This is a genomic window from Acinetobacter sp. 22512 (assembly GCF_052044755.1).
In the GTDB taxonomy this organism is placed as follows: domain Bacteria; phylum Pseudomonadota; class Gammaproteobacteria; order Pseudomonadales; family Moraxellaceae; genus Acinetobacter; species Acinetobacter pittii.
Genome location: NZ_JBQENP010000002.1, coordinates 162,883 through 189,302, shown reverse-complemented (window position 1 = coordinate 189,302; position 26,420 = coordinate 162,883). Strand labels below are relative to the sequence as shown.

Below are 26,420 nucleotides of genomic sequence, written 5' to 3'. Positions count from 1 at the left end.
TAATCAACTTTACAAAGGTAGAGGTAAATCACATAATTCGATTGCAAAGTTCACTGCCTAACGTTTTTTAGGATTTAAAGTGCTTGCCCAGATACGATGTGTAGAACACATCAGATTTTACGAGCTCAGCTTTCCCCAAGGTTGAGCTTTTTTTTATCTGTAAGAAAATCTAAAAATTAAAATAAGAGTTATGTGAATTTTATTGAAAAAATGAGAGGCCAAAAAGAGCCCAGCTTAAAGCTGGGCAGTGGATGCTGGGAGAGGCATCCAAGAGGACAAGTAAATACTGTTTTTACTATCATGATTAAAAATCTTTAATCTGTAAAATAGAGTTTTTTTATAAAAAGCATTCAATTTTTCGATTCATTTTGTTATTTAAGCTGACAAAATTTAGGGATCGTATAATTATTAAAAAAGAAATGAAGGGGTTAATGATGAAATTTTAGTTATTAAAATGCTAGGATGGATTTAAGCCTAATTTATATCGTATTAAAAATGGCAGGACATTTACGGAGTACCAGCTAGAAATGTCAGGATTACGTTCAGAGCATATTAGTAATCGACTGTTCTTTTTTATGCTGGTTATTATTTTATCCTTATTATTCATGGCAGTACCTCTTATTGTGGGAAGCTATCAGGATTATATAAAAACTAGACAAGCCCTAGCTGAAATAAAAAGTTTAAGAGCAGTAGCCGATATTGCCTATAAAGTTTCTAAGGAACGTGCTCCTGCTAATAAAATGATGTCGAGTGGTCCTCATGATTTGGTAAAAAATCAGCAAGAATTAAAAAAATTTCGTTTAATCGTTGATGCGCAAATTGATACAAGCATTTTAATTTTAAAACAAGCTGGTTATGTTTCCTTAGCAAATGAGCTCCAAACTAATTTCAAAGAAAATCTTAGACAAGCCCGACGTGTCGTTGATTATTATGGTGAAACTCCATATGCAGCCAGAACTTCTGTTCAACTGGATAATGCCATTTTAGGAATGTTTGGCGCATGGGATAACTGTAGAGAAATACTACAAAAACTAATGTTGCAGTTAAAAAGTAAAGACAGCCGTATTTCTAATTACTTTACGCTTATTATCGTTCTAACTGATATGCGTGATCAGGCTGGGCGTATGGCCTCTAACATTATTGCTCCCGTCAGTTTTAATGAAGAGATTCCAAGTAATAATCGTGCTCGTTCATTACAAACTCAACATCAAGCTAGATATCTATGGATTTTGGTCGATACCTTACAGCCTGAACAGGCAAAAACTCCAGAATACCGTCGGTTATATTCTAGAGTGAAAACAGAGTTTATAGATCAGGGTATTCCGATTGTAGAAAGGCTATTAGAAGAAAGCCAAAAGAGCGAACCATATTTTTTAAGTGGTACACAGTTAACCGAAGCAATTGTAGGTAAATTTACCACTGTGGTTGATTTGCAGAGTTATATTCTTAATGAGAGTGTGGTCATTGCCACTCAAGAAAATGCAATTGCTCGAAATGGTTTCTTTTTAACTTTATTTATTTCTCTAATTTCTTTAGCAACAGCATTACTTACTCTGATATATGCGCAAAGACGAGTATTTTCGCCTTTAATTAAAGCGAGAACTTTAATTTTAGATTTATCGCATAGTTCTGATCATTGTAAAGATGAGATGAATGTCACCACCAAAGGTGAATTTTTTTCCCTATTTGAAGCAATTGACCGATTACAACGTATGTTGCAACAACGGGACGCTTTTGAATTTCAGTTAAAGAATATTGCCAATACTGATCCACTCACCGGAGTCTCCAATCGTTTAGCTTTATCTGAATATTTAAAAATTGTTGAAAGTTACCCTCAAAAATTTACGCAAACCTGTTTAATGATTATTGATATTGATCGTTTTAAACAGGTGAACGACCAATATGGGCATATTGTAGGTGATCGCGTCATTGTCAGTATTGCCGAGCAATTAAAGCAAAATATTCGAAGTTCGGATTTAATTGTTCGTTATGGGGGTGATGAATTTTTAATATTGCTAGAGCAAGTACAATTTGTAGATGCTCGTCTTTTAGCAGAGAAAATTCGGATTGCGATTTCTTTAGAAGAAATTTGTTTATCTGGTTCAGAAGAAAAATTGCATGTGTCAGTCAGTATTGGTTTTGCCATAGGCGCGTCGAATTGGATAGATCTTTTAGAGAAAGCTGACCGTTCGCTATTAAGAGCAAAAGCCCGAGGACGAAATGCAGTGGAGGGGTAAGGCTTTATTAGTATTTCATAAAAGAATTTATATAACTTAATTTGTGTGCAGATTTTCTCACCTTACCATTAGAATTCAAAAACTTTGTTTTTTAATAATATTTTCAATTAATTACTTGGTTTCCTGTTTATTTAATCTTATGAAATATTCTATCCATTTTTATTGTTAAATTTTTGACTTTGTTTTCAGTGAGTTGACATAGTTTTAAATAAAGTATAACTTTTTGTATAATTTATACGTATAAATTTTGACAATGAAATTATCAGCTTTAAAAAAAGTTCGACTAGCAAACATGATGACTCAAACTGCAGTTGCAGAAGCTATGGGAGTCAGCCAACCTAATTATCAACGTTGGGAATCTGGAGCTGCCTCTATTCCTAAGGATAAGCAAGCAAAATTAGCGAAAATTCTAAATTCAACTGTAGATGAAATACTGGGTAATCCTCGACCTTTTGATAATTCAGGAATTCATAATGAGATTAGTGATGAAAATACATATTTTGGAGAAATAGCATTTCATTTCAGATCTGGAAAAGGACTTTTATTCCCAATTACTGAGGCTGAAAGATCTAGACTACACTATCGATTAAATAGTAAAGGCGACTTTATAGTTGTTGAATCTCTAGATAATAGAATCGCCTTTATTCGTCGAGCGTCAATACAAGATGTTTATCTCTCAAGTGAAGCATTTGATACTTTTGGTCCTGAAAAATATAAAGATTGGTTAGGATTAGACAGAATTGAAGATGAAGAATGGCTGGTTATAGAGAATATTGAGTGTTTAGAGTATGTAACAGATCTAATAAGTGAAGAAAAAGTAAAAAACTATGTAAAGAAAACACTTTTAACCGAAGAAGAGTTAGATGCATTAATTGAACAAGGTTATATAAAGAAGGAAGATAGGGAAAAGGTTAAAAGAGATGTAGCTAAACAACTAAAAAAATTGTATGCCAGAGCAACAGAAATTCAATGGCAATTTACTAATGGAAAAATAAGAAGAGAGCCGATGTTTGAGGATCGCAAGTTGTATGAGGCTTTTTCCTGTCTTGAAATTGATCCAGAAGATGCAGACGAAATTATCTATTTACCTACAGAGGGATATCATAGGTCAATTTTTATAAATACTTCAGAATTAGATTATATTTTTATTCCTGCACATAAATTTAATTATGGTCGTTTAGAGAGTTTAGAAGAAGAATTGGATGAATAACAATCAGGCTAGAGGTCATTTAACCTTCTAGCCTAATTTAATTAAACTTTATTTAAGCATCGGTTTTAAGAAACGCCCTGTATGTGAAATTTCAACCTCAGCCACTTGTTCAGGTGTGCCTTCGGCAATGATCATACCACCGCCCGAACCACCTTCAGGACCTAAGTCAACAACCCAGTCGGCTGTTTTAATCACATCAAGGTTATGTTCAATCACCACAATGGTATTACCCTTGTTACGTAGCTCATGCAAAATGTCGAGTAACTTGGCAATATCATGGAAATGTAGACCTGTTGTTGGTTCATCCAAGATATATAAAGTTTTACCCGTATCTCTTTTTGCTAACTCGCGTGCAAGTTTTACACGTTGTGCCTCACCACCAGAGAGAGTGGTAGCAGCTTGACCTAAACGGATGTAGCCTAAGCCCACCTGAGTTAAGGTTTCTAAACGGCGATGGATGACTGGAATGGCACTAAAGAACTCAGCAGCATCTTCAACAGTCATTTCTAAAACATCAGAAATGTTTTTGCCTTTATAGCCAACTTCAAGCGTTTCACGGTTATAGCGCTTACCATGACAAGCATCGCAAGGTACATACATGTCTGGTAAGAAGTGCATTGCAACTTTAATCATGCCGTCGCCTTCACAGGCTTCGCAGCGTCCGCCTTTTACGTTAAACGAGAAACGACCAGCACTATAACCACGGGCTTTTGCCTCTGGGGTTTGAGCAAATAACTCACGGATTGGCGTAAATAACCCTGTATAAGTCGCTGGGTTAGAACGCGGTGTACGGCCAATCGGGCTTTGGTCAATATCAACAACTTTATCTAGATGTTGAAGCCCATCAATCGAGTCAAACTTTTCAGCTGTTAAGGTCGTTGCACCATTGAGCTGTGTAGCTGCTAATGGAAGCAAAGTACGGTTAATCAGGGTTGACTTACCTGAACCTGAAACGCCAGTCACACAAGTCATAATGCCGAGCGGAATTGTTAAATCGACATTTTTTAAGTTATGACCTGCTGCACCTGAAAGTTTGATAACTTCATCTGGACGTGGTGATTCAGTACGTTTTTTTGGCACTTCAATTTTGAGTTTGCCAGAAAGATACTGTCCTGTAAGAGAATCAGCATGTTTAGCCAATTCATCATACGTGCCTTCAGCAATAATCACACCGCCGTGTACACCAGCACCAGGACCGATATCAATAATATGGTCAGCAGCACGGATTGCATCTTCATCGTGTTCAACGACTAATACCGTGTTGCCTAAATCACGTAAGCGAATCAGAGTTTGTAATAAACGATCGTTATCGCGTTGATGTAGACCAATTGATGGTTCATCGAGCACATACATGACGCCCATTAAACCTGCACCAATCTGCGAAGCTAAACGGATACGCTGTGCTTCACCACCAGATAGGGTTTCGGCAGAGCGAGCTAGACTTAAATAGTTAAGTCCCACACTGACCAAGAAATGTAAACGCTCTCGAATCTCTTTAAAGATTTTATCTGCGATTTCGCCTTTAGCTCCTTCAAGATTTAAACCTTGATAGTAACTTTCAGCATCACCAATCGACATACGAGTAATGTCAGCAATGGTTTTGTCTTTCACACGAACATGACGTGAAATTTCATTAAGACGTGAACCATCACATGCATCACACGCTGCATTAGAAAGGTATTGAGCTAAATCATCTCGTACATAGTTACTTTCAGTTTCACGGTAACGACGTTCAAGGTGCGGCAAAATTCCTTCAAATGGTTGCACGCGAGTGTGTTTACGGCCACGTTCGTCGATATAGCTTAAATCAACTTTTTCTTTGCCCGTACCTTGTAAGAATTTCTTTTGAGTGTCTTTATCTAGCTGGTTCCAAGGTGTATCAAGTTGAAAACCGAAATGGTCGGCAACTTTTTGCAGCATCGAATAATAATATGGACGCTGACGATCCCAACCACGGATTGCACCTTCACTAATCGCAAGGTCAGGATTTGGAATGAGCTTTTCAGAACTAAAATGACTGCGTGTACCTAAACCATCACAAACAGGGCAGGCACCAAACGGGTTGTTGAATGAAAACAAACGCGGCTCAAGCTCTGCGACTGCGCGATCACATTCTGGACATGAGTGCTTTGCAGAAAAAACGCGATCAGGATGTTCACCATTCATCCATGATAAAACAGCAATATCTCCACCTAAACGCAGTGCGGTTTCAAATGATTCTGCAATACGGTTACCTAAGTCTTCACGCACTTTAAAGCGGTCAACTACAACTTCGATGGTGTGTTTTTTCTTTTTGTCGAGTTCTGGTGGCGTATCAATATCAATGATTTCACCATCCACACGGGCACGAACAAAACCTTGACCTTGTAGTTGTTCGAACAGGTTACTGTATTCACCTTTACGTTCACGAACAACAGGGGCAAGCAACATGAGTGCTGTGCCTTCTTCAAGCGTTTTTACCGCATCGACCATTTCAGAAACAGTTTGCGCGACCATCGGCAAATCATGTTCTGGGCAATATGGTGTACCGACACGTGCATAAAGCAAACGCAAATAGTCATAAATTTCGGTAATCGTACCAACCGTTGAACGTGGGTTATGACTGGTAGATTTTTGCTCAATGGCAATCGCTGGTGATAAACCTTCAATCGAGTCGACTTCAGGCTTTTCCATTTGCGATAAAAACTGACGGGCATACGCTGAAAGTGATTCGACGTAACGGCGTTGTCCTTCGGCGTACAAGGTATCGAAGGCAAGAGAAGATTTTCCTGAACCTGATAACCCCGTAATTACCACAAATTTGTCGCGTGGAATATCGAGAGACACATTTTTTAAATTATGGGTACGTGCGCCTCGAATACGGATATGACTTTGGCTCATAAAACATCTCAATTATGTATTGATGAAAATTTAGGTGTTGATTGCTCAGTCGCAGAGAGGTGTGACTGGTTATAAACAACAGACCCTATATATGATAACGATTTAAAATTGTTCAAGTGGTACAAAATGATTTAAAGCGACAAATTGTGACGGTTAAACGACAATCGACAAAATTTGTTTAAATAAGCAGATTGTATTTTTAACATTCCTTACTTCAGATTTCTACTCTAAGCAAATTTTAACCAGCAACACAACTTTACTAGACGACTGGTCTAATAGTTGTTTATGATGTGTGCATGAAACGATTAAATAAAAGTGAAACCACGCGACAACACATTTTAGATACGAGCTTTGAGCTGGTACTACGTAAAGGTTTTGTCGGTGTTGGTTTGCAAGAGATCTTAAAAGCTTGTGACGTACCCAAAGGTTCGTTCTATCACTACTTTGCTTCGAAAGAGGCGTTCGGCTGTGCGCTGTTAGAGCAATATATGGCTGATTATAAAGTGCGTATGGAACAACTTTGGCAGCACAGTGAACAAAGTGCCCATGCTCGTTTAATGGCCTTATGGCAGGCATGGATTGATGATCCCGTAAACGGTAGTTGGGCTGAAAACTGTCTGATTGTGAAGTTGGCGGCAGAGGTTTCTGACTTGTCAGAAGACATGCGTCAAATTCTCAATGATGGCGTGCACAAACTAACGCAACGTTTGGCTTTGCTACTCAAAGAAGGACAACAAGAAGGATCAATTCCAAAACATATTGAGCCTTTAAAAACTGCGCAAGTCATGTATCAGTTATGGTTAGGTGCTGCTTTACTCACAAAATTGTCGCAAGACAAAGCACATCTACATCTAGCTTTAGAAACGACCCAACAACTCATAAAACCGATAGAGGAATAAAGCATGCGAAGTATTATCCATGGTAATTTTGGCGAACCTGTAGACGTTTTAGAGCAGGCGGATATGCCAAAGCCAGAACCAAAAGCAGGCGAAGTGCGTATTAAAACCATCATGTCTCCAATTCATAATCATGATGTATGGACAGTACGTGGAAGCTATGGCTACAAGCCAACCTTACCTGCGATTGGTGGTAGTGAAGCGGTTGGTGTTGTAGATGCATTGGGTGAAGGCGTTTCTCATGTACAGGTAGGGCAGCGTATTGCAGTGGCAGCTGTGCATGGCAGTTGGGCTGAATACTTTATTGCACCAGCACAAGGGCTTATTCCACTCAATAATGAAATTGATGATGAAACAGCAGCACAGCTGATTGGTATGCCAATTAGTGCTCTCATGCTACTCGACTTTGTAAATGTTCAACCGGGTCAATGGCTCATTCAAAACACGGCAAATGGTGCAGTCGGTAAAACAGTTGCGATGATTGCACAGGCACGTGGCTTACCTGTAATTAATTTAGTTCGTCGTACTGATGCGATTGCAGAGATGCAAGCATTAGGTATTCAGTATGTTGTTGCGACTGATCAGCCTAACTGGAAAGAGCAAGTTAAACAGATTCACGGCGACCAACCTCTTATTGCTGGTGTGGACTCGATTGGAGGAACCGCAAGTGGCGAAATGCTGAATTTACTCAGTGAAAATAGTTTGCTCGTTTCGTTCGGTAGTATGACTGGCGAAACCATGCAGATTTCATCGGGTGATTTGATTTTTAAACAAGCGACAGTAAAAGGTTTCTGGGCGAGTGTAGTTAACAAAGAAATGCCTGCCGAACGCAAAAAAGAACTCATTGTTGAGTTATTAACGTTAGCAACTCAGAAAAAATTAATTCTGCCTGTAGAAGGTGTATTTAGTTTTGATGAGATTAAAACTGCCGCTCAAAGAGCAACGCAAGGTGCTCGTCAAGGCAAAGTGTTGTTAAAACCGTAAAACACTAAAAGATCAGTCGAGAGACTGATCTTTTTCATATCTTTAAAATAAAAAGGAAAATTGTATGATCGGACAAATTTTAATTGCACTTATCGCAATATTACATGTCTATATTTTAGTGTTAGAAATGTTTTTGTGGGACAAGCCTTATGGCATGAAAGCCTTTGGAAATAATGCCGAAAAAGCAAAACTCACCAAAGTCATGGCACAGAACCAAGGTCTTTATAATGGCTTTTTAGCGGCGGGTTTATTCTGGTCCTTATTAGTTGATGCACCATTTGCAACATCAATTGCTAATTTCTTTTTAGGTTGTGTACTGATTGCAGGTATTTATGGCGGTCTGACTGCCAGCAAAAAGATTATTTATATTCAAGCAGTTCCTGCTTTAATTGCTTTGGTCGCTGTTAATTTTCTTTAAAAAGCGCAAAATACAGCGTTTTGAAATGGAAATGACCAGATAGGATCAGCGCATGTGGGCGTTATTTTTAAAGTGTATGTTGGGGGCCGGGGTTGTCCTCATTATTTCGATTTTATCGAAAAGTAAGGCATTTTATATTGCGGGTTTAGTCCCGCTTTTTCCTACCTTTGCTTTAATTGCTCATGTGATTGTTTTTCAACAAAAAGGGGCAGAGGCATTACAAAAAACTGCTTTGTTTGGTCTATGGTCACTGATTCCTTATGCCATTTATTTAGCTGCTGTTTATGTGCTGGCAACGCGTATGTCGATGTGGTCTTGTCTAGGAGTCGCAACACTATGCTGGGTTGTGGCTGCGGCAGGTTTGATTTACGGCTGGCAATTGTTTCAAAGTTAAATTAAAGACTGACCATTTAATGAATTAAATGGTCAGAGCTCATCTTGATTTAGATCTGATCTAAACCTAACCATTGTCTTTGATGGTAAGCACTGTCCCAAAATAACCATTCAAGTTTTGCACCCATGGTATAGGCTGCATGCATTTTCTCTAAAGTATCTGCATCACAACGTGCGGCAACCTTGTCTACTGTCGCAATCACATTACGAACCGCTGTATGGAACTCTTCACCCGCGTAGGTATCGATCCATGCCTGATAAGGATTGTTCGGGACTGACTTACTTACAATGTCTTTACCGACTTCAGCATAAATCCAGAAGCAAGGTAAAAGTGCAGCAAGTACAACAGGGTAGCTTTCAGACCAAGCAGTTGCTGTCAAAAATGAAGTGTAATGATGGCCTGCCAAGGTCAACGGCGTATTTTTAAATTCTTCTTTGGTGACACCAAAGTTTTTCATGAAGTCATCATGCAAGCTACGTTCAACCACAATTGCAATTTTAGCTGCATCTGAAAATTGCATAATATCGTCAGCCTCAAAGGCCTTTGCTGCTGCAACAGCAAGCACACGACCATAGGCCACTAAATATTGAGCATCTTGAATAACATAATGACAAAAAGCTTCTTTATCTAAAGTACCGTTAGCAAGTTCCTGATTAAAAGGCAGGTCGAGAATTTTTTGATATAAATTTAAATTGCGTTGCCAAAGTTCTTGAGAAAAAAGCATAAAAACATTCCATTTAAATTAAGACAGCTGAACCAGATTTTAAATCAATTTTAAAATACAAAAATAATAATGATAGATATATCGAAAGAAAATATTTAATACGATTAATGAGTTAATTAAATATTATAAATTTCTTTATTAAACAGAGAGATAAAGTAAATGGAATAACGGCACAAAACAACATCGTTTTGTGGTTAATTATCGATATAATAGCGGCGGTTTTTAAGAAAGATTAAATTTATTCTTGGTATAGGTCTGATCCATGAAGCATTTCCGATTTTCGATATTTTTTACGGTGGTGTGTTTAGCACTATCCGCGTATTGGGGTTTTACCCATGGACCTGAAGCGGGCGTGTCTACCATGCTTAAAGCTTTAACAATTACAGCCATTTTAGCTGTAATGGAGGTCTCTTTATCTTTTGACAATGCTGTCGTAAATGCATCGGTTCTACGTAATTGGGATCCGTTCTGGAAAATGCTCTTTTTAACGGTAGGTATTTTAATCGCCGTTTTTGGTATGCGTTTAATTTTCCCGGTGGCGATTGTTGCGGTGACTGCGGATATGGGAATGATTGAAGTAGCTAAATTGGCACTCAATGATCCGAAAACCTATTCTGAACGTTTAATGGCACATCACGCTGAAATTTCGGCTTTTGGTGGAACATTCTTATTATTGGTGTTCTTAAACTTCTTCTTTGATGAAGAAAAAGAAACCCATTGGTTCAGATGGCTTGAAGCTAAACTTTCTAGTTTAGCAAGCGTACCAGCAATGTCTGTCTTTATTGCTCTAATTGCGATGTTAATTATGGCAGCAAATGTTGATGAGTCGCAGCGCCTTGTGGTGACTATGGCTGGTATTTGGGGCATTGTGGTTTATATTGGCGTTGAAGTATTAAGTCATATGTTAGGTGGTGAGCCTGAAATTGACGAAGATGGCAATGCTATTATGAAAGATGGATCGGGCGCGGCTTCTGGCGTAGTTAAAGCGGGTATAGGTGGTTTCTTATATCTTGAAGTGTTAGATGCATCATTCAGTTTTGATGGTGTAATCGGTGCATTTGCGATTACCAGCGATGTTGTCGTGATTATGCTGGGCCTTGCGATCGGCGCTATTTTTGTCCGTTCAATGACAGTTTACCTTGTTGAAAAAGGCACACTAGATGCCTATGTGTTCTTGGAACATGGCGCGCATTATGCGATCGGTGCTTTAGCATTCATTATGATTGCAAGTGGTACAGGCGTACATGTACCTGAAGTTGTTACTGGTTTAATTGGTGTAGCGTTTATTGTTTGGGCGGTTATTGCTTCAATTCAATATTCAAAGCGCGAGCAACAATCGCCTTAAGCTAATTTTCAGTAAAGTTCGATAGAATAAAGAGGCTAAATGCCTCTTTATTTTTTTAAGCCCAAATCGTTATTTTAAATAAGGTGTTCCGTATTTTTAGAAACGAATCGGCTTATAATTTACCTAGTTTGATAACGTGTATTGATATGATGAATGCTTTGGAACGTCGCTCAACTTTTGCCTTAAGTAGTATTTTTGCGCTACGCATGTTGGGCTTGTTCATGATTATTCCTGTCTTTTCTGTAGTTGGGCAGTCATATCAATATGCGACTCCAGCACTCATTGGTTTGGCTGTAGGTGTCTACGGCTTAAGTCAGGCGATTTTGCAAATTCCATTTAGCTTACTGGCTGACCGTTTTAGCCGTAAACCACTTGTGGTCTTTGGTCTATTACTGTTTGCGATTGGTGGTGCAATTGCGGGTTTATCTGACACGATTTATGGCGTAATTATTGGTCGTGCTATCGCTGGTGCTGGTGCAGTTTCAGCAGTCGTGATGGCGCTTTTAGCCGATGTGACACGTGAAGAGCAGCGTACTAAAGCCATGGCTGCAATGGGCATGAGTATTGGTCTGTCTTTCGTGGTCGCTTTTAGCCTTGGGCCTTGGCTCACAAGCCTTGTGGGCATTTCTGGTTTGTTCTTTGTGACAACCATTATGGGCTTGATTGCGATTGCGATGTTATTGCTTGTACCTAAAGTCACTCGTCATCATCGTAATTATCAGCAAGGCTACATGGCACAGCTTAAGCAAGTCATTCAAATGGGTGATTTAAACCGTTTGCACGTTTCGGTTTTTGCATTGCACTTATTACTTACTGCCATGTTTATTTATGTGCCTTCACAACTTATCGAGTTTGCACATATTCCTTTAGCAAGTCATGGTTTGGTGTATTTACCGCTATTAGTCATTAGCCTGTTCTTTGCATTTCCAAGCATCATCATCGCTGAAAAATATCGCAAAATGCGCGGGATTTTCTTAACAGCAATTACAGGCATTATCGCAGGTTTGCTGCTGCTCATATTTGGTTATCAATCCAAATATGTCTTGCTTGCTGGCCTAGGTATTTTCTTTATTGCATTTAATGTGATGGAGGCTTTATTGCCTTCTTGGCTGTCAAAATCTGCTCCAATCCAGTCAAAAGCAACGGCTATGGGCGTAAATGCCAGTAGTCAGTTTTTAGGCGCTTTTTTTGGTGGCACACTAGGTGGTCAATTATTGATGTTACATAATACTGCGATTGGATGGAGTGTCTTAGCAGGGATTGCTATAATATGGTTGCTAATTAGTTTTGGTTTAGCTCAGCCGCGGTATTTGTCATCGATTGTGTTGCCATTGCCGCAAGTGCAACAGGTGAATGAGTGGACCACACAGCTATTGGCAATTCGTGGTATCGAAGAAGTTGTGGTGATGCCTGACCAGCAAGTTGCTTATATTAAAGTCGATAAACAGTCTCTAGATGATGCTGCGCGACGTGATTTAACGCAGTTGTTCGGTAAAGAGGTAGCCATTTAAGCATAACTCTTATAAAGTAAAACATAGAAATGTATAGGATGAAGACAGCTAATGCGTGGTGTAAATAAGGTTATTTTGGTTGGTACTTTGGGTCGTGATCCTGAAACAAAAACTTTTCCAAATGGGGGCTCGTTGACCCAATTTTCAATCGCGACAAGTGAAGCTTGGACTGATAAAAATACCGGTGAACGTAAAGAACAAACAGAATGGCACCGTATTGTTTTGCATAACCGTTTAGGGGAAATTGCTCAGCAGTTCTTGCGTAAAGGTTCTAAGGTTTATATTGAAGGTTCATTACGTACACGTCAGTGGACAGACCAAAATGGCCAAGAGCGTTACACTACAGAAATCCGTGGCGACCAGATGCAAATGTTAGATGCTCGTCAACAAGGTGAACAAGGTTTCGCTGGTGGTAATGATTTTAATCAACCACGTTTTAACGCACCTCAACAAGGTGGTAATGGTTATCAAAACAATAACAACCAAGGTGGCGGCTACGGCCAAAACAGCGGTGGTTATGGTAGCCAAGGTGGTTTCGGTAATGGTGGAAGCAACCCTCAAGCGGGTGGTTTTGCGCCTAAAGCTCCGCAACAACCGGCTTCTGCACCAGCTGATTTAGACGACGATTTACCGTTCTGACACCTACTAGAGATATAGTTTTGTAAAGTTTATAAAATTATTCTTTATTAGCAGTTAGTTACAAATAAAATTTACAGATACTAGAAATGGTTCTGTAAATTTTTTTACTTATATCTTATGATATTTAATACTTAGATATTTTGTTAAATTTAACTATGATGTCTGTTAAAAGATTTGTAATGAGTAGTGGTGAGAGATTTGCTGTTCTTTTGAATAGTGATGGTGTTCCTATGACTTATCCAAATTTATATACGATCATTCATTTAAGAAATCGTGGTCAATCAATCAATACAATTTCTGCTTTTTTGGAAGATATTAAGTTGCTCTTTCAGTTGTTGGATAAGTTAGGAATTGACTTGGAACAAAGGATAAAAAGTAAAGATTTTTTAAAACTAAACGAAATAGAAGCTATAGTAAATCTAACCAGTTTCAATCGTAGTCGATTAGGCGGGGCAGCTTCAAAAAAAAAGATCATAAGTTTTCCAAAAAGTAATAATAAAGAGCGATCTAGAGCAAAATTGGTTGTTACTCAGGACTATGTATCTAAACAATTAATATATCGGCGGTTAACTAATTTTGCTGAATATATTGGATGGTTTGAGACGCATCTTCATTCATCAGCAATAACAAGTACAAAACGTTTGTTAAAATCTCGTAGACCTCGTAAGTCCATGGATACTCGGTCTGAATACAAATCTTTTGATAATGATCAATTAAATAAAATTTTCAAGGCGGTTGATCCTGATAATCAGAATCGTATCTGGACATCAGATTATCTTATTTATAGAAATGAGCTGATTATCTATTTGTTTTTATATCTTGGATGCCGTAAAGGTGAATTATTAAATTTAAAAATTACAGATATAACCCTCTCTAAAGGTGGTACATCGTATCTTACTATTAAGCGTAATCCTCATGATGGAAGTGATTCTAGGCTATATCAGCCGTTGGTTAAAACTAGAAGTCGATCAATTGCAGTCAATCAAAACTTAAAGAAAAAATTAGAAACTTATATTTTAAATTATAGGTCAACAGTACCTAATGCAGAGCTAACAGACTTTTTGATTTTATCAAATAAAGGTAAACCTTTATCAATAAAAGCTCTAGATAAAATCTTTTCTGAAATTTCTAAAGTCGTTCAATTCAATGTACATGCACATGCATTTAGAAATACTTGGAATGATAAATTTTCTGAGAAGTCACACATCCTAGTGGAAACAGGAAAAATAACAGAATCACAAGTTGAAAATGATCGTGCATATCTGATGGGATGGATACCTAACTCACAAAGTGCAAGAAGATATTCAAGACGTGCAGAGAATAAGCGTGCTGTAGAGATTTTTTTAAGTATCCAAGAAAAATTTGAGGATGAAAATGAATAAATCAATTCAAACCGATAGTTTCGATGAATCAAAAAATAACTTTACCTCATTCAAAGGATATGAATTTAGTATCGATGATCAGAAATGGGTATTAGATATCAATAAAACTATAGATATCTCTCGAGTACGAAATTATGAATTTTCTGTTCAATCAGAAATTGTCATGACTTTGGCTCATTTTGCTAAGTATAGCTCAAGTTCACATACAGCAAACATGTGTGAATATATTGGTAAATATTCTGATATTACAGGAGAAGATCATTTTTCAATTAAAGGTCTTTTAAATTATAAAAATTTTTATTCATCAAAAAAGGATGAATACAAAGTAGCAATGCTAAGAGTTTTTTTGAAAAAACTATATGATTTGGGTTTTTCCTCAGTAGATGATGAAATTTATGATTTAATGGATTCATGGAGATTAAGTGGCAATGAAAAAGGAGCAGCGGTCCTTTCCCTTGATCCAGATGAAGGCCCATTTAGCCCATTTGAATTTCAAGCAATTATCACTAGAACCAACGAATATTTAGCAGAAAATAAGATTTCTTATTACGAGGCTGCTTTAATTCGTATTTTCTGTGCGACTGGTAGAAGACCAATCCAAATTGCAGGATTAAAGATAAAAGACTTATACGTATCGGATAAGTATAATTTTAATGATAAAAATGAAGTTCATATACTTAACATTCCGAGAGCTAAAGTTAGAGGTGCTAGTGGATTCCGATTTGCTTTTAGTGAAGTTGGAATTCGTGAAAGTATCGCTCAAATTTTATTTGAGCATATTCGGATTCTGGAACAAACATTGAGTAATGCAATTAATCGAGAATTATTAAAACAGGAAGTTGATGAACTACCATTATTTTATGATCTTGAAAAATTAACAGAGTTAGATTGGGGCGATGAAAAGGAAATTTCGAAAATTTTACCGAATGAAATTATTCATTTGCCTACGGTTCAACTAACTCAAAAATTAAAAGATGCGGTAAGAAAGCTTGGTGTTCGTTCAAGGGAAACAGGTAAGCCAATATTTGTTAATGCTTATAGGTTTCGCTACACGCTTGGTACAAATGCTGCTAGGCAAAAAGCAGGCGTGAATGTTATTGCAAAGCTGTTAGATCATCATGACACCCAGAATGCGCATTGCTATGTGCAAAGTATTCCTGAAATTGCACAACAAATATCATCTATCATGGATGAAAGTTTACGCAAATATGCAGATGCTTTTCAGGGAAAAGTTGTAAAGGATGAGATTGAGGCTCAATCACAAGTTAAAGATGCGAATAGAATTTCTTGTGTAGAACAGGATTGTGATGTCGGCTCATGTGGTACACATCAATACTGTAACGATTACGCACCAATCGCATGTTATCTGTGTAGCAAGTTTATGCCTTGGGCAAATGCACCTCACCATCTAGTTCTAGAGCAATTAATAAAAGAACGAGATGATCTAATTGCGATGGGGTGTAGCCTTGAAGTCGCTGCCGTGAATGATCGAACAATTATTGCTGTTCAGCAAGTTATTGATGCTTGTAAGGAGTTTAATCATGGATAATTTAATATATTTTCCATCTGACAAAATCCAATCTCCTTACTCCGAAATTAAGCGGTTTATTGATTTTGTTAAACAATTATCAGAATTAAATGAAGATATTAGATTTGATGAGAATTATTGGAAAGGCGAAGTAAACTTTGTCAAAACAGGTATTTCATCCAAAGATAGATCACCTGAAAATCTTTTGCATCATTCAATTCTAGAATTTGCCAAGGCGTATGTTAAGTATCAAAGGACTAATAGTAAGTTAAAAACTCAAGATACAATTCTTTCAATTCGAGCAATAGAACAAATATGTTTAGACCGATATGGTGAAGTTGATTTAACTAAATTGGTTATTGCAGATTTTGACTTAGCTGCTGAAAATGCAAAGGTAAACTATAAAGCGGGTACTGCTTATCATGTAGGTAGGCAACTAAAGATTCTATTGGATTTTCTTCGCCAATTAAAAATAGTTGCTTTACCAGATTGGAAAAGTCCAATTAAAAAGCCTTCTGAAAAATCAATTGTGTTAGATGCAGAGTCAGAGGAACATCGAGCTTCTAAACTTCCAGATGAGGATGCGATTTTTGCATTAGCTGATATTTTCTCACGAAAGGATTCAGAGTTGTCAGATAGAGATATTTTTGTCACCAGTGCTGTGAGTTTGCTTCTAGCTGCGCCAGAACGAGCATCAGAGCTATTTTTCCTAAAGCATAATTGTGTCCACGAGGAAGAAGTCCAAACGCTTTCTAAGAGCAGTTTAGGGCTTACAGCAGATGGTTCTAATATTGAGACAGTATTAGGTATTAGGTGGTATGCTCAGAAAAATTATGGGCATGACATTAAATACATTCCAAGTGTCATGATCCCAACGGTAAAACGGGCTATTGAACGTTTGATTAAGATGTCAGAAAAGTCTAGACATTTAGCATATTTGCTTGAGACAAGTGATAAATTTCCAAGACATGAGCTTTGTCCTAAAGTGCCTGATGATCAGTTTTTAAAGCGTTCTGAGGTACTATTAGCGATGGGGTTGGATATATCTTCTTATGAAAACTCGAATAAAGCTGGTATAACCTTTTTAAAAACTAGAGGTATTCCTATTAGTGATTACGAAGTCTGCCTGAATGATTTAAATATTATTCTGCGAAATAGACTACCTAAAGGTTTTCCCTATATACCGTTTAAAACGGGTAATGGTGTACAGGTTAAATGGTCTGAAGCTTTATTTTGTTGTTTCGCAAACCAATTCCATCGTGATAAACCAACTATTTACTCAGAATTATGGATGCCACATATTGATACTTTAAATGAAGATTTATCACCAACTAAAAAGAAATTAAGAGGAAAAGATGAGTTATCAAATGTCCAATCTATTTTTCAACGGTGGGGATATGGTGACTATAGTATGTCTACCCATCAGTTTCGACATTTATTGAATACGATAGCAAATACCAATGGAATGGATAGCATGTTACTCGCTAAATGGTCAGGGCGGGCTGATATGAAGCAAAATCGAGTATATGACCATACTTCGGTTGAAGATCGTAATTATGGCTTAATTGAGATGCAGAAAAATGAGGTTGGTACAGTAAATACTGATAGTACATTTACATTCCAAATAGCTACACCTCGAACTCTGCAAGAGCTAAATACCAAAACAACATTGTCCATGCATACTACCGAGTTTGGACTTTGTACACATTCTTATATTGATGAACCCTGCCTAAAGTATAGAAACTGTCTTAATTGTACAGAGCATGTCTGTATTAAGGGGGATGATGAAAAGAAAAAACGGCTTCAAGATCGACTTAGAAAAGAAAAAATCTTATGGGCAAAGGATAAGGAGGCTGTTAGTAAAAATGTTACTGGTGCAACGGTCTGGTTGCAAACTAGAGAGCTTACAATTAAACGTTGTGAACAGATGATTACTCTATTGGATGATCCAAACATTCCCGATGGAATACCTTTGAGTCTGCCCCCTTCTGAAGATGTTACACATCTCGATTTAGCGTATCAAAAAGCAGGTCGTAAACGTATCCCCGTTATTGAGAATACTCAACGTAAAAAGATCGAGGATGAACCACATTTGCTCAGTCCTGCATTACAAATGGATTTATGGATTTGATATGGCACAGCATTTAACCGATAAAGACATTGAGAATATTGTTGAGCTTCTTGATTATTGGCCTTTAGATCAGAAATTGACTTGGGAGCGGCTATGTCAGGCCATTGAGCTACAGCTCGAACTTGTGCCTGCACCAACTCGTCAAACTTTACAGAAATATGTGCGGGTAAAGAATGCCTATGATCAATGCAAAAAACCCAAAGCTACGCAGGTTAAAAATAATTCAACACAGAAATTGCCTGCTAGTTTAAAAATTGCTCAAACTAAAATTGAGGCTTTGGAAGCTAAGAATGCCAGATTGGAAAAAGAGAACGCTATGCTATTGGAACAGTTTGTAGTGTGGCAATATAACGCCCACAAGTATGGACTAAGTATTACTAAGTTAAATGAGCCGATGAGCAAGAAAATTTCGGATTAATTTTGACCCTAAATATGATGAATAAGTGATTAATTCGATGATCAAGATACTTTCTAATTGAGCTAAGAATCAAAGTAATTGACTGAGCGGCTGCTTAAAACTATCATTCCTTTGCTGACCTAAATTGTCAGTCGGTTTTGACAGGCCGTGGCGTATAGCGTACCTGATTCATACTTTTTCAAGTGTGAGTTTATGTGCGAAACCCTCGTGTTCCCCCTTTGCGGTAGAACGGGAGGGGGACGCTTCGTGCGTGCTGGTTCTATATGCCCAGTCTGTCAACCCCCTCTTTGTTCTACCACCATCATTTGACAGTGATTTGGTAGAACCTTTATTCGCATATAGGAATTTATCATGTCTCATTCATTTTTTCTCATCTGTGCCTCGCCACATGCTCAGCCTCGTTATTTCAGACAATGGGGAATACAGAGCTAATTCTTAATTAGCTGTATTAAAAGCAACATTTTTAAATAGAACAATTCATAAGGTGGATGGCTAAGTCACGCCTATAAAAAATACCTATTTTTATGTCCTCCTTGTGATTGTGAGCTATTGTATTAAACATGTGTGGGAATAACTATGACTGAATTAACCAAACCAAAAATCATTCCAATCGAAAACTACCCAAAGAAATCCAAGCTATTTTTAAAGTGTGTAGTTTTACCGATTGTGATCTTTTTAATTGTTGCCAAGATTTTTTCTTTTGGCGCTTTTGCATATATCTTCTTTGGTTTTGATCTATTCTGGTTTGTGATCATCTACTACCTCTATCAATATGGAAATACTTTCTTTGATGGGATGACCGAGCAACTGAAACGTCAGGGTGAAACCTTTAATTATCAAAATCGTGGAGTCTGGATTAACAGTCAGGATAAAACCATCATCCTGTTTGATCAGCCTGATCAACGTTTAGTTAAATATCCTTTTGATTACATTACCTCTGTAGGTCATTACAACTTGGTTGAAGATCGCTTCAGAACCACAACCACAGTGATTAGTAACCCGATGATGGGAACACATATTAATCAACGTGAGCATAGAACACCGATGAAGCGAGAGTTTCAAGTTAATATTGGGACAAGAGATCGATTTAAACCTAACTATGCTCTTAAGGTGCTATTTCCTTGGCGTAGTCCAAAAATGGCAAGTGAAATCCGTCAGTTACTTTCGGCTAATTATTATCAATAAAGAATATCAAGGTAGAAAAGAATCATGTTAATTGTAACTTCGAGTATAAAGATATCCACATACTGTAAAAAATTAATTTTTTTTAGATACAAACTAATTTCTATCACAAACAGAAACAAAAGATGAAAATCATCAAAATTAAGTATCAAATGAAAATACATTAGTATTTAAGCAGTTTGAATTTCTGTAGTTTTTAAATATCTTATTTTTTTCATATAGACTACTAATAAGAGTTACCATCATCACTGTATATAATATTAGTATTGTATCTCTATGATGATGGTAGATCGCGGGATGTGAGATATGTTTGAGGGGCTAGGTTGAATAGATAAAATTACGAAGGTTAGCTAAGAAAAATATAAATTATTCACTAATCAATCAAAAACATAAAAAATATGTTAGATTCCTACTATCTAAGAATTGGAGAGAACGTGATGGAATTTATGACAGCAACAATTTTATCAGGAATAGTTTATGATATGCTCAAAAGATCAATTGTAGTATCAGCACAATCCTTAAAAAATGAATTGATTGGATGGATAGTGGATGAATCAGTTGTTCAAAAAACAGCCATTGAGATTAATAAAGTACAAAACTTAGAACTATTAGGGGAGCGTGGTTTACAGCAAAGTTTTGAGCAGAATAAAGATTTAATTGAAATATTAAAAGAAATAAAAATTGAAGGGAATAAAACCACGATAAATCAAAAACATTCTGGTAGTGGAGATAATGTTGGGAGGGATAAGATAGTTAATAAATAATAAAGGATAGTTTAAAATATGACACCTGAAATAAATCAAAGTCATTATGGAAGTGGTGATAATGTAGCTAGAGACAAGATTGTATATTCGATGCAATCGGGAGATTTTAGGACTGTAGTTCAGTCAATTATGTCACTTATTCAATTTGAAAAATATGATGAAACTAAACATAAATTAGAATTGCTAAATGATATAGATTCAAAAACTAATGAGGTGAAAAACTTAATAAAAATATTAGATATTTATTATAATTATGTTGTAAATCAGGAGGGAAAAGAAGAATCAATATTAAAAGTTAAGCATATTATTAGACAAAATAGTAGTGAGTTAATAATTAAGGACTTAGCTTTTTTTACACTTTTAAGTCTTAATGATTTAAATGAGAAAGAAGAATCCATATCTATTTTTAACTCAATTACTGATGAAAAAGGTTATTATGTTAAGTGCATATATAATAAAAATTTAGCTTCTCAAGAAGAATTAAAAAAATATTTTGAAGAAAATAAATTTCTATTGGATTTATATGAATTAGTTAATTTATGTTTAGGTTTTTGTAGAGTTGGAAACTATAAGTTAGCCAATGATACTATTGAAATTACAAAAAAAATGTCAAATGATAGGTACATACAAGCGTTATCAATAGCGGTTAAATTAGATGAAATTTATCCTGATAAAAAGTATCAACCTATAATGTATGATCATAGAGATAATTCAATAAAAATTATCGATTTATCAATTGAATTTTGTGAAAATATTTCGTCTTATACAATTTTGATTAAACAAGAAATAAATGTGTTAATCTGTTTATTACTTTATACAGGTTTAACAATCAAAGCTTTGTTAGATTTAAGTTACAGATTTATTGATCAGATAAGAGTATTAGATAAAGATTTGGCTGAAAATTTGTTAAAAGTAAGAAATATTGATCAGTTAGAATTAGATGAAGAACTGCATTCTAAGTTGGAAAATGGTCTGAGAATTAATGAAGAAGAAACAATTACTTTATCTAATCTTCTTTATGCTAAAAAAGTAGATTTTATATTAGTAGATCAGTGGATTAAAAAAGGAGGTTTGGTTGAGCTTAATGATGAAATGTTGGAAAAGTTTTTCGTAATATTTTTTGAGTCATATATATATCTAAATATTGAAAATGATTATAAGAACATAGAATGTTTTGAATTAAGTATTAATAATTTTATTTCTATTTATAAGAAAGAAATTAAGAGAATAATGCCATCTACCCTGATGATATTCTGTAATAATTTAATGGCTCAAAAGAAACCTTTATTTAATCAAATTAAAGAAGTAATTGAACCTGTTTTATCAGAAAGTAATTTTGTGTCACCATTGTATAAGCATTATTTGAATTCTTTATTAGGTTTGGAACAATACGTTTCACTTCAAAGTAGATTAGATTGTATTCCAGAAGATGAGTGGGATTTTGAATTGTTAATTATACAATCATCTTGTTTTGCAGTAAATGGAGATTTTTGTAATGCGAAAATAAATATTGATAAAGCTTTAGATATTTATAAATTTTCTGCATATGTTTGGTTTAATAAAATAAAGATTGAATTGAATATACTATCAACATTGGAATTAAAAGATATAGTAAATAGCATTCCTGAAGAAGTATTTTTAAATAAAAATGATTATTTGTTTTTACTTTTACAATTAATTTCTAACAAAATTGACTATGTCTTTGTTCAGAAAAAATTAGCTGGATTGTTTATTAATGACCCGGTAGGTGTGGCAAATGAAATATGTAAGATATATTTCAGTGCTTTATCTGAAAATGTATGTGTTGCTATAGATTCAATAGATAATGATTTAATTATGCATGGTGTTGAATATGAACTTAACTCTAAAACATATTTAAAATTAATAATAAAATCAAATTCTAGCTTTTCATACTTTATTGATTCATCTTCTGGTCTAGGTGAAACATTAAGCAGATTAAAAATAGGTGAAATTGGAGAATATGATTTTAATGATATAAAACTATTAAATATTCTACCTGCTGATGTTGCAATTTTTAAAATAGCACAAGAGATCGTTGAGGAGAATAGACACCGCTCTAAAGAACCAGCTTTGTTTTATTCTTTTACAGTAAGTGAAAATAACGCTGTAGAGGATATAACAAAAATGCTTTCAAAATTTGATTCAAAAGATAATAAAAAAGAAAAACTAGCTGATACAAGTATTAGTATGTACCTTAAAGGTAAGTTAATATTGCCAGACAATGAAGTTGAAGCAGCATTAGGTGTACTTCAAAATCCTCTAGGAAATTCATGTTTATTTAAATGTAGTGGTATTTTAGAAAAACCTTCACAGTTGATATTAGATACATATTCTTTTATTTTTTTATGTTTAAATGGTTTATATAAAGGTTTAAAAAATTTAAATATTGAAGTTTACATTACTAGTATCACAGAAAAGGAGGTAAAGTCATGGGTTGAAAATTTGTCTGATGAAAAATATATGAAAGCAGGTTTGGATAATGGGAAATTAATAATTACAAATGCTGATGTAATAAAAAGTGAGTATTCATTATTTATTGATGCTATAAACGAATTGATATCTTATAGTAATGTTTTAATGCCTCAAGCTATAGATGTGCCAATTCATATCACTGAGTTAAAAGATATATTAGGCCATTCTGTATATTCTTCTATGAAAGATTCTTATTCATATAAAATACCTTGGTTATGTTTAGATTCTATTATTAATGAATTTTTTAAGGCCATAGAGCCAGATTTAACAATAAATCTAAATAGTTTGTTAATTTATTTAAATAGTAGTTTGTCCTTGGGTGTAAGAAAAATATCACTATATCAACTAGTTAATTTTTCTTTATTTACATCTTACAATAGTGATGACTTATTTCAATTGTCATGCTCCGATGATAATGCTGATATTGAATTATTATCAAATCTTATTCTTAAAAGCCCCCTAGAATTTCCAGAAGATTTTAATTTTAGCGGAATTATAATAGATCTTCTAGAAAATGTAATAATTAAAAAAAATAATTTTATAAATAATGATATAGGAACCTATAATGTTATTCAAGTCGCTTTTAATTATTGCTGTGAAAAGTTTATTAACTTAAGTTCTGAAGGTAGTTATGAAGATAAATTCTTGGATTTTTATTTAAGTATTTTATCACGGGTGGGGTTATCTAAAAGAGCAAAAAAAATAATTAATCAACTTGCTACTCTTTATGCTAAGGGGCATTTTCTAAATATTAATTATCTTCAATCTCAAATAAAGTTACGTATAAGTCGGAATTCTTATTGAAATAATAGATTTCTATCTTATTTGTCGGGTGGTTTTTGTTAGTGGAAACACTATATATGAAAATTACTTCTTGTATATATATGTTTTTAAATATAAAAGTTGTAGAATAGAGTAAAATAATTCTTACTTTTTATATTTATGAATAATATAGATAAATTTAATTTCTCAGCTGACCGTCCAATTCATAATATTGATGAGGATTTGCTAGGAAGAGCAAAATTTTCGGAAAATTTAGCTGAGGCTATTAGTAACTGGAATGGTAAGGATAGCCTTGTTGTTGCATTGTATGGAGATTGGGGAACAGGAAAGTCTTCAGTAAAAAATATGGCTTTGACATATATGAAGAATAAAACTTCAAAGCCCTTAGTTATTGAGTTCTCTCCATGGGAATGGGCAGCACAAGAAAAAATAACAAAAGCATTTTTTAATGAAATCTCGAAATCGATTGGAAAAGAAAGTTCCTCAGAGAAGTATAAAAATTTAGCGGATTCTTTTAAAAAGTATGGTAACTATCTTGCTGCAAGTGAGGTTTTTTTGAATTCTACTTCTAACTCACTTCCAATTATAGTATCTGTAATAGCAGGGATTGGATTTTTCAATGCCTTTATAGATGATACAAAAATAATTACTTTATTAACTACTGGAATAGTTGCAATAAGCCCTCTTCTCAAATGGTTCATAGAAACTTTAAGAAAATTATCAGGATATTATGGTGAAAAGGCTAAGGATAGTGAAAAGAATTTGGCAGAAATACGGAACGAATTGAAGTTAGAGTTGCAGGAACTTAAAGATCCAATCCTTATAGTTATGGATGACTTGGATAGATTAACCTCCTCAGAATTAAGAATGATTTTTCAACTTATAAAGGCAAATACTGAATTTCCAAATGTAACTTTTTTATTATTATTTCAAAGAAATATTGTAGAGCAGAGACTCACAGATGCGACTCAATCTGGAAAAGATTACTTAGAAAAAATTATTCAAGTTCCTTTTAATATTCCTCAAGTCTCACAAGAACAAGTACATGAGGTTTTGTTTGATCGTTTAAATAAAATTCTAGAATTAGATAAAAATTCTACTTTACAATTTGATCAGGATCGATGGACAAGGCTTTATCATGCCGGATTGAAAAATTATTTTAAAAATTTAAGAAATGTATATCGATATACTTCTACGTTAGCATTCCATTTCTCTTTATTAAAGGGACGAACTGTTTTTGAGGCAAATCCAGTAGATTTAATAGCTGTAGAATGTCTGCGTGTTTTTGAGCCAGAGGTCTATAATGAATTATCAATTTCTAAACATGCATTTACACAATTTCAATCAGTAGGAAGTACTAGAGAGAATAATAAAGATGCCTTTAAAATAACAATTGATTCTATAATATCAAAAGCATCAAAAATTAATAGAGAAGGGATAGAGAAAATATTGAATGAATTATTTCCGACAATTCACTGGATTACGGGTAATTCTTACTATGAATATTCTTCATATAATAATTGGTTTTCAGAAGGTAGAATTTGTCATAAAAAAAACTTTGAAAATTATTTTCAATTATCCTTATCTGAAAATGATATTACTAAGTCTGATTTGGTTGATTTTATTGGTTTAACAGCTAATGAAAATTTAATGAAAAGTAAGATTTTAGAGTTAAATGCTAGCCATAAGTTGAAAGAGTTTCTGTCACAATTTGAGTCTTATGAAAATCAAGTGGTTGAGGATTCAGCTATTCCTTATATATCAACACTAGTAGGCGTAGGGGATTTAGTGAATGATGATGATACAAGTTTTTTTGATATATTCGGTGCTCAATCTTTTATATATCGACTAATTTATAACTTTCTTAGTCGTATTGATAATATAGAAAAACGGGGTGAAATATTATTAGAATGTTTTAAAAAATCAAATGAATTTGTGATGATTGCAAAATTACTTGTATCCGAGCAAACGAAAAGGAATGAAAATAAAGAAATATTATTAAATGATTTTCATTATACTTCAATTAAACAACTGTTTGTGCAAAAATTAAAAGTTTTTGCATTTTCTGATAAAGAGAGTTTGTTGGAAAATAAGGCACTCTTAACGCTTTTATATCGTTGGAAAGAATGGGGGGAAATACAAGATATAAATAATTGGATAGATTTAATCTCGACCAATTTTCAAGATTTATTAAAGTTCTTATTTCAATGCATTCAGTATAGTACATCTTTTGATGGTAAAGTTAGTAAAAAGCATTATTACATTAAAGTTGGTAATATAAATGATTTCTATGATGTTGAAAAAATTGAAAAAATAATTAATAGTGCTGATAAATCGAAATTAAGTACGGAAGAAATATATACGATAAAGCTATTCAATGAAGGTATCATGAAATTTCGTAATGGTAATGAAGATAATTGGTGAGGGCTTAAATTCTACATCAAATAAATTTAAGAAAGTTCATTTGTGTACTAACTTTTTTTGTGATTACAAGTTTTGTT

General features: G+C 34.9%; 19 protein-coding genes. 17 read left to right on the top strand and 2 right to left on the bottom strand.

Annotation, left to right across the window (positions count from 1 at the left end):
- Positions 1-527: 527 nt before the first annotated feature.
- Both ACTJJG_RS03880 and ACTJJG_RS03875 read left to right on the top strand, forming a co-directional pair.
- Positions 528-2,237: a GGDEF domain-containing protein gene (locus ACTJJG_RS03880; protein WP_032062510.1), complete on the top strand. Its 1,710-nt coding sequence runs from the start codon at positions 528-530 to the stop codon at positions 2,235-2,237.
- Positions 2,238-2,490: 253 nt separating this feature from the next.
- Positions 2,491-3,447 (top strand): helix-turn-helix domain-containing protein, encoded by a 957-nt coding sequence (locus ACTJJG_RS03875; protein WP_032062508.1) that lies wholly within the window; start codon positions 2,491-2,493, stop codon positions 3,445-3,447.
- 48 nt (positions 3,448-3,495) lie between these two features.
- Here the strand turns inward: ACTJJG_RS03875 and uvrA are convergent, their stop codons facing one another.
- A complete protein-coding gene (gene uvrA / locus ACTJJG_RS03870; protein ID WP_032004969.1) occupies positions 3,496-6,327 on the bottom strand; it encodes an excinuclease ABC subunit UvrA in 2,832 nt (943 codons plus the stop codon).
- A 296-nt stretch (positions 6,328-6,623) separates the two neighbouring features.
- Here uvrA and ACTJJG_RS03865 point away from each other — a divergent pair, with 296 nt between their 5' ends.
- The 4 genes from ACTJJG_RS03865 to ACTJJG_RS03850 all read left to right on the top strand — a co-directional run bounded on the left by ACTJJG_RS03865 (position 6,624) and on the right by ACTJJG_RS03850 (position 9,019).
- Entirely contained in the window at positions 6,624-7,226 is a 603-nt protein-coding gene (locus ACTJJG_RS03865) for a TetR/AcrR family transcriptional regulator (protein ID WP_016143753.1), read from the top strand.
- A 3-nt stretch (positions 7,227-7,229) separates the two neighbouring features.
- Positions 7,230-8,207 carry a zinc-binding dehydrogenase gene (locus ACTJJG_RS03860; RefSeq protein WP_032062504.1) on the top strand — a complete coding sequence of 326 codons (978 nt, stop codon included), beginning with the start codon at positions 7,230-7,232 and terminating at the stop codon, positions 8,205-8,207.
- Between the two features lie 64 nt (positions 8,208-8,271).
- Positions 8,272-8,625 (top strand): DUF1304 domain-containing protein, encoded by a 354-nt coding sequence (locus ACTJJG_RS03855; RefSeq protein ID WP_005066877.1) that lies wholly within the window; start codon positions 8,272-8,274, stop codon positions 8,623-8,625.
- A 52-nt stretch (positions 8,626-8,677) separates the two neighbouring features.
- Positions 8,678-9,019, top strand: coding sequence for a GlpM family protein (locus tag ACTJJG_RS03850; protein ID WP_000263326.1), 342 nt, complete (start codon positions 8,678-8,680; stop codon positions 9,017-9,019).
- A 49-nt stretch (positions 9,020-9,068) separates the two neighbouring features.
- Here ACTJJG_RS03850 and tenA read toward each other — a convergent pair whose 3' ends face one another.
- On the bottom strand, positions 9,069-9,743 hold the full coding sequence (gene tenA, locus ACTJJG_RS03845; protein WP_032057178.1) for a thiaminase II: 675 nt from the start codon (positions 9,741-9,743) through the stop codon (positions 9,069-9,071).
- A gap of 262 nt (positions 9,744-10,005) precedes the next feature.
- Between tenA and ACTJJG_RS03840 the strand changes: the two genes are divergently transcribed.
- The 11 genes from ACTJJG_RS03840 (at position 10,006) to ACTJJG_RS03790 (ending at position 26,343) form a co-directional block, all read left to right on the top strand.
- On the top strand, positions 10,006-11,088 hold the full coding sequence (locus ACTJJG_RS03840; protein ID WP_005066886.1) for a DUF475 domain-containing protein: 1,083 nt from the start codon (positions 10,006-10,008) through the stop codon (positions 11,086-11,088).
- Positions 11,089-11,234: 146 nt separating this feature from the next.
- Complete coding sequence (locus tag ACTJJG_RS03835; RefSeq protein WP_005078603.1) at positions 11,235-12,599, top strand: MFS transporter; 1,365 nt, start codon at positions 11,235-11,237, stop codon at positions 12,597-12,599.
- A gap of 51 nt (positions 12,600-12,650) precedes the next feature.
- Entirely contained in the window at positions 12,651-13,238 is a 588-nt protein-coding gene (gene ssb, locus ACTJJG_RS03830; protein ID WP_005804461.1) for a single-stranded DNA-binding protein, read from the top strand.
- 155 nt (positions 13,239-13,393) lie between these two features.
- Positions 13,394-14,620, top strand: coding sequence for a site-specific integrase (locus ACTJJG_RS03825; RefSeq protein ID WP_440608913.1), 1,227 nt, complete (start codon positions 13,394-13,396; stop codon positions 14,618-14,620).
- The gene (locus tag ACTJJG_RS03820; protein ID WP_151764645.1) at positions 14,613-16,169 is read left to right on the top strand and encodes a site-specific integrase; all 1,557 of its coding nucleotides are present in this window, start codon (positions 14,613-14,615) and stop codon (positions 16,167-16,169) included. The genes ACTJJG_RS03825 and ACTJJG_RS03820 overlap by 8 nt, the downstream gene beginning before the upstream one ends.
- Positions 16,162-18,279, top strand: a complete 2,118-nt coding sequence (locus tag ACTJJG_RS03815; protein ID WP_151764646.1) for an integrase — start codon at positions 16,162-16,164, stop codon at positions 18,277-18,279. Before ACTJJG_RS03820 ends, ACTJJG_RS03815 begins: the two co-directional genes overlap by 8 nt.
- A 1-nt stretch (position 18,280) precedes the next feature.
- A complete protein-coding gene (locus ACTJJG_RS03810) occupies positions 18,281-18,697 on the top strand; it encodes a hypothetical protein (protein ID WP_151764647.1) in 417 nt (138 codons plus the stop codon).
- A gap of 576 nt (positions 18,698-19,273) precedes the next feature.
- Positions 19,274-19,882: a hypothetical protein gene (locus ACTJJG_RS03805; protein WP_151764648.1), complete on the top strand. Its 609-nt coding sequence runs from the start codon at positions 19,274-19,276 to the stop codon at positions 19,880-19,882.
- A gap of 434 nt (positions 19,883-20,316) precedes the next feature.
- The gene (gene gapS6a / locus ACTJJG_RS03800; RefSeq protein WP_151764649.1) at positions 20,317-20,643 is read left to right on the top strand and encodes a GapS6a family protein; all 327 of its coding nucleotides are present in this window, start codon (positions 20,317-20,319) and stop codon (positions 20,641-20,643) included.
- A gap of 18 nt (positions 20,644-20,661) precedes the next feature.
- On the top strand, positions 20,662-23,940 hold the full coding sequence (locus tag ACTJJG_RS03795; protein WP_192836185.1) for a PIN domain-containing protein: 3,279 nt from the start codon (positions 20,662-20,664) through the stop codon (positions 23,938-23,940).
- Positions 23,941-24,078: 138 nt separating this feature from the next.
- Positions 24,079-26,343 (top strand): KAP family P-loop NTPase fold protein, encoded by a 2,265-nt coding sequence (locus ACTJJG_RS03790; RefSeq protein WP_192836186.1) that lies wholly within the window; start codon positions 24,079-24,081, stop codon positions 26,341-26,343.
- Positions 26,344-26,420 lie beyond the last annotated feature (77 nt).

Bases quoted from the DNA above. Each gene is read 5' to 3' on its own strand.
- ACTJJG_RS03880 (WP_032062510.1), top strand. From the start codon at position 528: ATGTCAGGATTACGTTCAGAGCATATTAGTAATCGACTGTTCTTTTTT.
- ACTJJG_RS03875 (WP_032062508.1), top strand. From the start codon at position 2,491: ATGAAATTATCAGCTTTAAAAAAAGTTCGACTAGCAAACATGATGACT.
- uvrA (WP_032004969.1), bottom strand. From the start codon at position 6,327: ATGAGCCAAAGTCATATCCGTATTCGAGGCGCACGTACCCATAATTTA.
- ACTJJG_RS03865 (WP_016143753.1), top strand. From the start codon at position 6,624: ATGAAACGATTAAATAAAAGTGAAACCACGCGACAACACATTTTAGAT.
- ACTJJG_RS03860 (WP_032062504.1), top strand. From the start codon at position 7,230: ATGCGAAGTATTATCCATGGTAATTTTGGCGAACCTGTAGACGTTTTA.
- ACTJJG_RS03855 (WP_005066877.1), top strand. From the start codon at position 8,272: ATGATCGGACAAATTTTAATTGCACTTATCGCAATATTACATGTCTAT.
- ACTJJG_RS03850 (WP_000263326.1), top strand. From the start codon at position 8,678: ATGTGGGCGTTATTTTTAAAGTGTATGTTGGGGGCCGGGGTTGTCCTC.
- tenA (WP_032057178.1), bottom strand. From the start codon at position 9,743: ATGCTTTTTTCTCAAGAACTTTGGCAACGCAATTTAAATTTATATCAA.
- ACTJJG_RS03840 (WP_005066886.1), top strand. From the start codon at position 10,006: ATGAAGCATTTCCGATTTTCGATATTTTTTACGGTGGTGTGTTTAGCA.
- ACTJJG_RS03835 (WP_005078603.1), top strand. From the start codon at position 11,235: ATGATGAATGCTTTGGAACGTCGCTCAACTTTTGCCTTAAGTAGTATT.
- ssb (WP_005804461.1), top strand. From the start codon at position 12,651: ATGCGTGGTGTAAATAAGGTTATTTTGGTTGGTACTTTGGGTCGTGAT.
- ACTJJG_RS03825 (WP_440608913.1), top strand. From the start codon at position 13,394: ATGATGTCTGTTAAAAGATTTGTAATGAGTAGTGGTGAGAGATTTGCT.
- ACTJJG_RS03820 (WP_151764645.1), top strand. From the start codon at position 14,613: ATGAATAAATCAATTCAAACCGATAGTTTCGATGAATCAAAAAATAAC.
- ACTJJG_RS03815 (WP_151764646.1), top strand. From the start codon at position 16,162: ATGGATAATTTAATATATTTTCCATCTGACAAAATCCAATCTCCTTAC.
- ACTJJG_RS03810 (WP_151764647.1), top strand. From the start codon at position 18,281: ATGGCACAGCATTTAACCGATAAAGACATTGAGAATATTGTTGAGCTT.
- ACTJJG_RS03805 (WP_151764648.1), top strand. From the start codon at position 19,274: ATGACTGAATTAACCAAACCAAAAATCATTCCAATCGAAAACTACCCA.
- gapS6a (WP_151764649.1), top strand. From the start codon at position 20,317: ATGGAATTTATGACAGCAACAATTTTATCAGGAATAGTTTATGATATG.
- ACTJJG_RS03795 (WP_192836185.1), top strand. From the start codon at position 20,662: ATGACACCTGAAATAAATCAAAGTCATTATGGAAGTGGTGATAATGTA.
- ACTJJG_RS03790 (WP_192836186.1), top strand. From the start codon at position 24,079: ATGAATAATATAGATAAATTTAATTTCTCAGCTGACCGTCCAATTCAT.